The sequence below is a fragment of the Sphingomonas albertensis genome (genome assembly GCF_014358075.1).
In the GTDB taxonomy this organism is placed as follows: Bacteria; Pseudomonadota; Alphaproteobacteria; order Sphingomonadales; family Sphingomonadaceae; genus Sphingomonas; species Sphingomonas albertensis.
Window position 1 is genome coordinate 1 of record NZ_JACONT010000074.1, and the last position, 5,573, is coordinate 5,573.

General features: G+C 67.1%; 7 protein-coding genes. 3 read left to right on the forward strand and 4 right to left on the reverse strand.

The genetic code is table 11. The annotated features are described in order from the left end of the window. Positions 1 to 28: 28 nt before the first annotated feature. Together H8S47_RS18495 and H8S47_RS18500 are read right to left on the reverse strand one after the other, a co-directional pair. Positions 29 to 769, reverse strand: a complete 741-nt coding sequence (locus tag H8S47_RS18495) for a hypothetical protein (RefSeq protein ID WP_187505235.1) — start codon at positions 767 to 769, stop codon at positions 29 to 31. Further along, on the reverse strand, positions 766 to 1,587 hold the full coding sequence (locus H8S47_RS18500) for a hypothetical protein (RefSeq protein WP_187505236.1): 822 nt from the start codon (positions 1,585 to 1,587) through the stop codon (positions 766 to 768). The genes H8S47_RS18495 and H8S47_RS18500 overlap by 4 nt, the downstream gene beginning before the upstream one ends. A gap of 99 nt (positions 1,588 to 1,686) precedes the next feature. Here H8S47_RS18500 and lipB point away from each other — a divergent pair, with 99 nt between their 5' ends. From lipB to H8S47_RS18515, 3 genes are all read left to right on the forward strand, one after another. Next, a complete protein-coding gene (gene lipB, locus H8S47_RS18505) occupies positions 1,687 to 2,367 on the forward strand; it encodes a lipoyl(octanoyl) transferase LipB (protein WP_187505237.1) in 681 nt (226 codons plus the stop codon). An 88-nt stretch (positions 2,368 to 2,455) separates the two neighbouring features. Continuing rightward, a complete protein-coding gene (locus H8S47_RS18510) occupies positions 2,456 to 2,722 on the forward strand; it encodes a hypothetical protein (protein WP_128455324.1) in 267 nt (88 codons plus the stop codon). A 296-nt stretch (positions 2,723 to 3,018) separates the two neighbouring features. Next, the gene (locus H8S47_RS18515) at positions 3,019 to 3,729 is read left to right on the forward strand and encodes a hypothetical protein (protein WP_187505238.1); all 711 of its coding nucleotides are present in this window, start codon (positions 3,019 to 3,021) and stop codon (positions 3,727 to 3,729) included. A 243-nt stretch (positions 3,730 to 3,972) separates the two neighbouring features. On the opposite strand, the gene queE is transcribed toward H8S47_RS18515, so the two are convergent. Further along, positions 3,973 to 4,605 (reverse strand): 7-carboxy-7-deazaguanine synthase, encoded by a 633-nt coding sequence (queE, locus tag H8S47_RS18520; protein WP_187505239.1) that lies wholly within the window; start codon positions 4,603 to 4,605, stop codon positions 3,973 to 3,975. A 4-nt stretch (positions 4,606 to 4,609) separates the two neighbouring features. After that, the gene (queC, locus tag H8S47_RS18525; RefSeq protein ID WP_187505240.1) at positions 4,610 to 5,326 is read right to left on the reverse strand and encodes a 7-cyano-7-deazaguanine synthase QueC; all 717 of its coding nucleotides are present in this window, start codon (positions 5,324 to 5,326) and stop codon (positions 4,610 to 4,612) included. Positions 5,327 to 5,573: the final 247 nt, after the last annotated feature.

Genomic DNA, 5,573 nt, shown 5'->3' on the forward strand with positions numbered 1-5,573 from the left:
TCCGCAGACATTGGCGGAGACCGGCGGCCTAGCGCGCCAGGCGGCGGAAGGCGGAGACTGCGATCAGGGCCATCGCGATACCTGCCGCCATCGCCGCCACCGCGGCGCCGGCGTCGACGATCGCGAGCGCGACCGGGTTGGGCTCGCCCGCCTCGCGCAGGGCACGATCGAGCATCATGAACGGCGCGCCGGCGATCCAGCCGCTGATGTAGCTGAACGCCGCCAGCCCCATCAGCGGCAGTCCGGAACCGCGGCTGAGCATGAAGCTCCGGCGGATCGCGCCGAGCGCCCCGAGCGGTGCCTCGGCGAACAGCGCCGGGCCGGTCAGCATCGTCCGGCCGAGGATGTAGAGCCCGGGAATCGCGTACAGCAACAGCCCCGCCCCCGCCGGCAACGAGACGATCACCATCGCCAGCAGGAAGCGCGGGAAGATCCGCAGGCAGCGCGTCAACGCTTGGCGCAGGTCGAGCTGGTCGCGGTCGAGATACAGCGCGTAGAACAGCGACGTGCCGAAGAAGCTCGTCACATAGGCGAGCAGGTACCAGCCGCCATGCGCGCCCGCCCAAGTCTGCACCGCGTCGGCCCAGGCCATCGCCTGCGCCTCGTTGTCGCCGGCCCCTGCCACCGGCATCGGCGGATCGGGTACGACCAGGGCGAGCGCGAACGCGGGCAGGAACAGGAAGGGTGCGGCGATCCGCAGCAACAGGTCGCGGTCGCGCTTGAACAACGTCCAGGCATCGGTGAGGACGGTCGCGAAATCGAGCTTCATGGGGTGACGGATTTCTCTCTGACGGCGACATAGAGCTGCGCGGTGAAGACGGCGGCGAGCGCGGTGAAGGCGGTGGTGACGATCGTCGCGGCGATCCCCGATAGGAAGGTCGCGGTGGCGATCCCGTCGGCGCCGAGCGCGAGGCGGAAGAGGATCCCGGTGACCGCCTGCGCGGCCCAGGTCGAGACCAGCGTCACGATCGCGAACAGGATCATCACGCCGATGATCCGCCACGTCAGCCCCTTGGTCAGCCGGACCGAGCGCCGGATCGCGCCGATGCCGAGACGTTCGTTGAGGACGACCGGGTTGAGCAGCACCAGCCGCGCGCCGATCCAGATGACGGCGATCATGTAGGCGAGGCCGTACAGCCCGACGAACCCAGCGGCACCGGCGCTGGGCGGGGTCATCTGCACGCTCGACCCGTTCGCGGCGGCGGTGAAGTCGAAGCCCGACTGGATAAGCACGACGATCGGCGGCACCACGAACAGCAGCGCGACGATCATCAGGATCACCGTGATGCCGAGCGCTGGCCAGACCCGCGCGCTGGCCTGACGCCGGGCCGCGGGTGCGTCGGTGGCCGGATCGGTCGCGATCGCGACGATCGCGAGCTGCGCCCAGATCATCGCCACAAGCGCCACGATCGTCAGCACGCCGCCGACCAGCGCGAACATCGCGGTCCCCGGCGCCGAGAAGGCGACGAAGCCGTCCCGGACGACGCTGGGCAACAAGATGCCGAGCACCGCGATCGGCGCGATCATGCCGGTGCGTCCGTTGAGCACCTCGACCGTGCGATCCCAGACCGTTCCCATCTTTACCATGTGCCCTGCTCCCCCGGTTCCTGCTCAGCGCGAGTTAGCCCAAGCCCCCGCGCTTGACCACAGGTTGCAAGTCGGCGCGCGGGTGCGCAATTGGGGATCGTGACCACCCTGCCCCCCTCCGCCCCTCCCTCGGATATCGAATGGCGCACCAGTGCCGGCCTGACCCCCTATGCCGACGCGCTGACCGAGATGGAGGCGCGTGCGGTGGCGGTCGGCGCGGGCGAGGCGCGCGAGCTGTTGTGGATGCTCGAACACCCGCCGGTCTATACCGCGGGTACCAGCGCGGAGCCGGGCGACTTGATCGACGCGCGCTTTCCGGTGATCCCGACCGGCCGCGGCGGCAAATACACCTATCACGGTCCGGGGCAGCGGATCGGCTATGTCGTGCTCGACCTCACCAAGCGCGGGCGCGACGTGCGCTGTTATGTCCACGCGCTCGAATCCTGGGTGATCGCGGCGCTCGGCGAACTCGGCGTCGAGGCGTTCGCGGTCGATGGGCGGGTCGGCATCTGGACGCTCGATCGGGGACGGGAAGCCAAGATCGGGGCGATCGGGGTGCGTGTAAAGCGCTGGGTCACGCTTCACGGCTTCTCGGTGAACATCGACCCGGACCTGTCGCACTTCGGTGGTATCGTCCCCTGCGGCCTGCCAGAGTACGGCGTTACCAGTTTGCAATCGCTCGGCATTCCGGCCGATCTTGCAACTTTCGACGCCGCCCTTGCGTTGACGGTCGATGCTTTCCTTGAAACAGTTTCTTGTCCTCAGGAAAACGAGGCTTGAGGACGAAGCGTTATCGGATTAATGTCCACTACGATTTGGGTATTAAGGGCGAGCAGCCAGCCAAATCCTCTATCTAGGGAGCTTCCACATGCGTGCACTCATTTCCAAGGTCCTGACCGGTTCGCTGATCGCCAGCGCAGCACTCGCCGTTTCGGCTTGCGGTCCGAAGACCGAGACGACCACCGACAACACGATGGTCACCGACATGAACGCCACCGAGGGCATGGACACCATGACCGACAACATGACTGCCGTTGACGGCACGATGAACGGTGGCATGATGGCCAACGACACCATGATGGCGAACGACACGATGATGTCGAACGACACCATGATGACCAACAACGCAATGTAATCTCCGCGGAGATTGCCCGTTTCGGCGGGTAGCCTCCGACCGGAATTACGTGTTGTGAAAGGCCGCCCGGGCAACCGGGCGGCCTTTTTCGTTGTCGCGCATACCGGCGTCTAAGGGCCCGCGTTCGAGGGCGGATCTGCGCCGCGTGTCGGGATCGTTTAGGGCGCGGCGAATCGAGCTGAGAGAGGGCCTGCGGACGATGTTCCGCCGATCACTGGAAAAGGTTAAAATCGCTTGGGAGTTTTGCGGAAACGCTCTAGATTCGCGGACTTGAAGTGTGCCCTGGGGAGGTTGGAATGAAGGTGTTGCGTACCGCGCTCGCGCTATGCGTGGCGTCGAGCGGGCTCGCTGTGGCGCAGTCGGCGTCGGCGCAGTTCTTTTTGCAGTCGCGTGATTTTTCGGGCGCGGCCGTTACCGGCGAAGAGGCCGATCTGGGCCAGCCCCTGCCGGGCGCTACATCGGCGGAAATGCGGGCGGCGCTCGTGTGGCACATGCGCGCCGCGCTGAACGTCGCTGCGCTGCAGTGCCAGTTCGAGCCGACACTGCTGACCGTGCCCAACTATAATTCGATCCTCGCCGATCATGGCGAAGAGTTGAAGGGCGCGTTCGATACGCTGACCAAGTATTTCCTGCGCGTGAACAAGGCTGCGGGTCCCCGCGCCGGACAGGCCGCGCTCGACCAGTTCGGGACGCGCACCTATTCCAGCTTCGCGACGGTCGCCGCGCAATACGGCTTCTGCCAGACCGCCGCCTCGATCGGTCGCGACGCGGTGTTCGCACCCCGCGGCCACTTCGCCGAGGTCGCGCTGGCCCGCTCGCGCGAGCTGCGCAACAGCCTGATCCCGTGGGGCGAACAGCGCTTCCCGCGCTACATCGGCAGCGAGCGCTCGGCGCCGATGATGATCCGCCTCGACCCGATCTGCTGGAACAAGAAGGGCGAATGGGTCGCGAAGAAGTGCGGCGCGCAGAACTGGCCGCCGGCGGGTGTGGGGATTGCCGGGCGGTAAGCCGCTACCGATCCGAACGGCTTCTTGCCGTAGCGTCCGAGGCCAACTGGCAGCGGCTGGCTATCGGTAAGAACGGACACCAGCCCCTTCCTCCAATCCGTCGCCCCAGCGAAAGCTGGGGTATCTCACGACGCGGGCGACAGGCGCCCCGCGGGGATATCCCAGCTTTCGCTGGGATGACGGGTCGGGGGATTTGGGAATCTGGGGGAGCGGACATCCTCAAGGGACGCCTGCCCCGACCGCTCAGCGCAGGCCCAGCAGCTTGTGCGTCTGCAACGACAACCGCCATTGCGGCCGCGCCATCACCATCTCCACGCACGCCTCGCGGTTCGCCTCCGCGCGCGGATCGTCGAGCGGCTGTAGCAGCAGGTTCGCGAAGTCCCACGTCTCGACATCGGCGATATCGGTGCCCGGCTGCGGCCAGACCAGCTTCAGTTCGTCGCCGGTGCGCTGGACGACGATGCTGCCCGCCTTGGGGCTGATGCACACCCAGTCGATACCGGGATGTGCGGCAATCGTGCCGTTGCTCTCCATCGCGATCCGGAAGCCCTCGGCATGCAGCGCATCGACGATCGCGTCGTCGATCTGCAGCATGGGCTCGCCGCCGGTCAAGACGACGAAGCGGTCGTTCGAGCCTTCGCCCCAGAACCCCGCAACTGCCGCCGCCAAGGCCTGCGCATCGGCGAACTTGCCGCCGCCGAGCCCGTCGGTGCCGACGAACTCCGTATCGCAGAACTTGCACACCGCGGTCGCCCGGTCCTGTTCGCGCCCCGACCACAGGTTGCAGCCGGCGAACCGCACGAACACCGCACGGCGGCCGGCGTTCACGCCCTCGCCCTGCAGCGTCAGGAACATCTCCTTGACGGCGTAGCTCATGGCGTCAGGCCGGCCCAGATGCCGGGGGCACGGCGTAGCGCGTCGGGTCGGCGATCCCCGCCTCTTCGAAACCGCGCGCGCGCAGGCGGCAGCTGTCGCACTCGCCGCAATGGAGCGAGCCCGGTGCCGGATCGTAGCACGACCAGCTCAGCCCGAGATCGAGCCCGAGACGCGTGCCTTCGCGGACGATATCCGCCTTCGTCATATTTTGGAGCGGCGCCTGGATGCGGAACGGATCGCCCTCGACGCCGGCCTTGGTGGCCAGTTCGGCTAGCCCTTCGAACGCGGCGATGAACTCGGGGCGGCAATCGGGATAGCCCGAATAATCGAGCGCGTTGACGCCGATATAGATATCGCGCGCGCCCGCCGCCTCGGCCCAGCCCAGCGCGAGGCTGAGGAAGATGGTGTTGCGGGCGGGGACGTAGGTGACGGGAATGCCGCCGCCGTCTTCGGTGCCCACGCCGTCCTTCGGCACGTCGATATCGGCGGTCAGCGCGGAGCCGCCGAATGCGGACAGGTCCATCGGCAGGACGATATGGCGTTCGGCGCCGAGCGCGTCGGCGATCCGGCGCGCGGCGGCGAGTTCGACGCGGTGACGCTGGTTATAGTCGAACGACAGCGCGAGCAGGCGCTGGCCGGCTTCGCGCGCCATCGCGGCGGATACCATCGAGTCGAGCCCGCCCGAAACGAGCGCGACCGCAAAGGGAGCAGGAGATGTCATGATGCGGAGTGCGCTAGGCCAGCGGCGCGCAAAAAGAAAGGGCCGCCCGGTGGAGCGGCCCTGAGGTTGGCGCCGATTGCGCCACAAGGGAGAAAAAACGTGCCGAATAAAAGCACGTGATCAGGGGTAGCGAAGAGGGGTAAAAAGGACGTTAACGCCGCGCTTTTCCCTCGCCCCCTCGGGGAGAGGGAGGGAGGAGCCGCAGGCGACGGAAGGGTGAGGGCACGTGATCGCCGCAGCCGTGCGG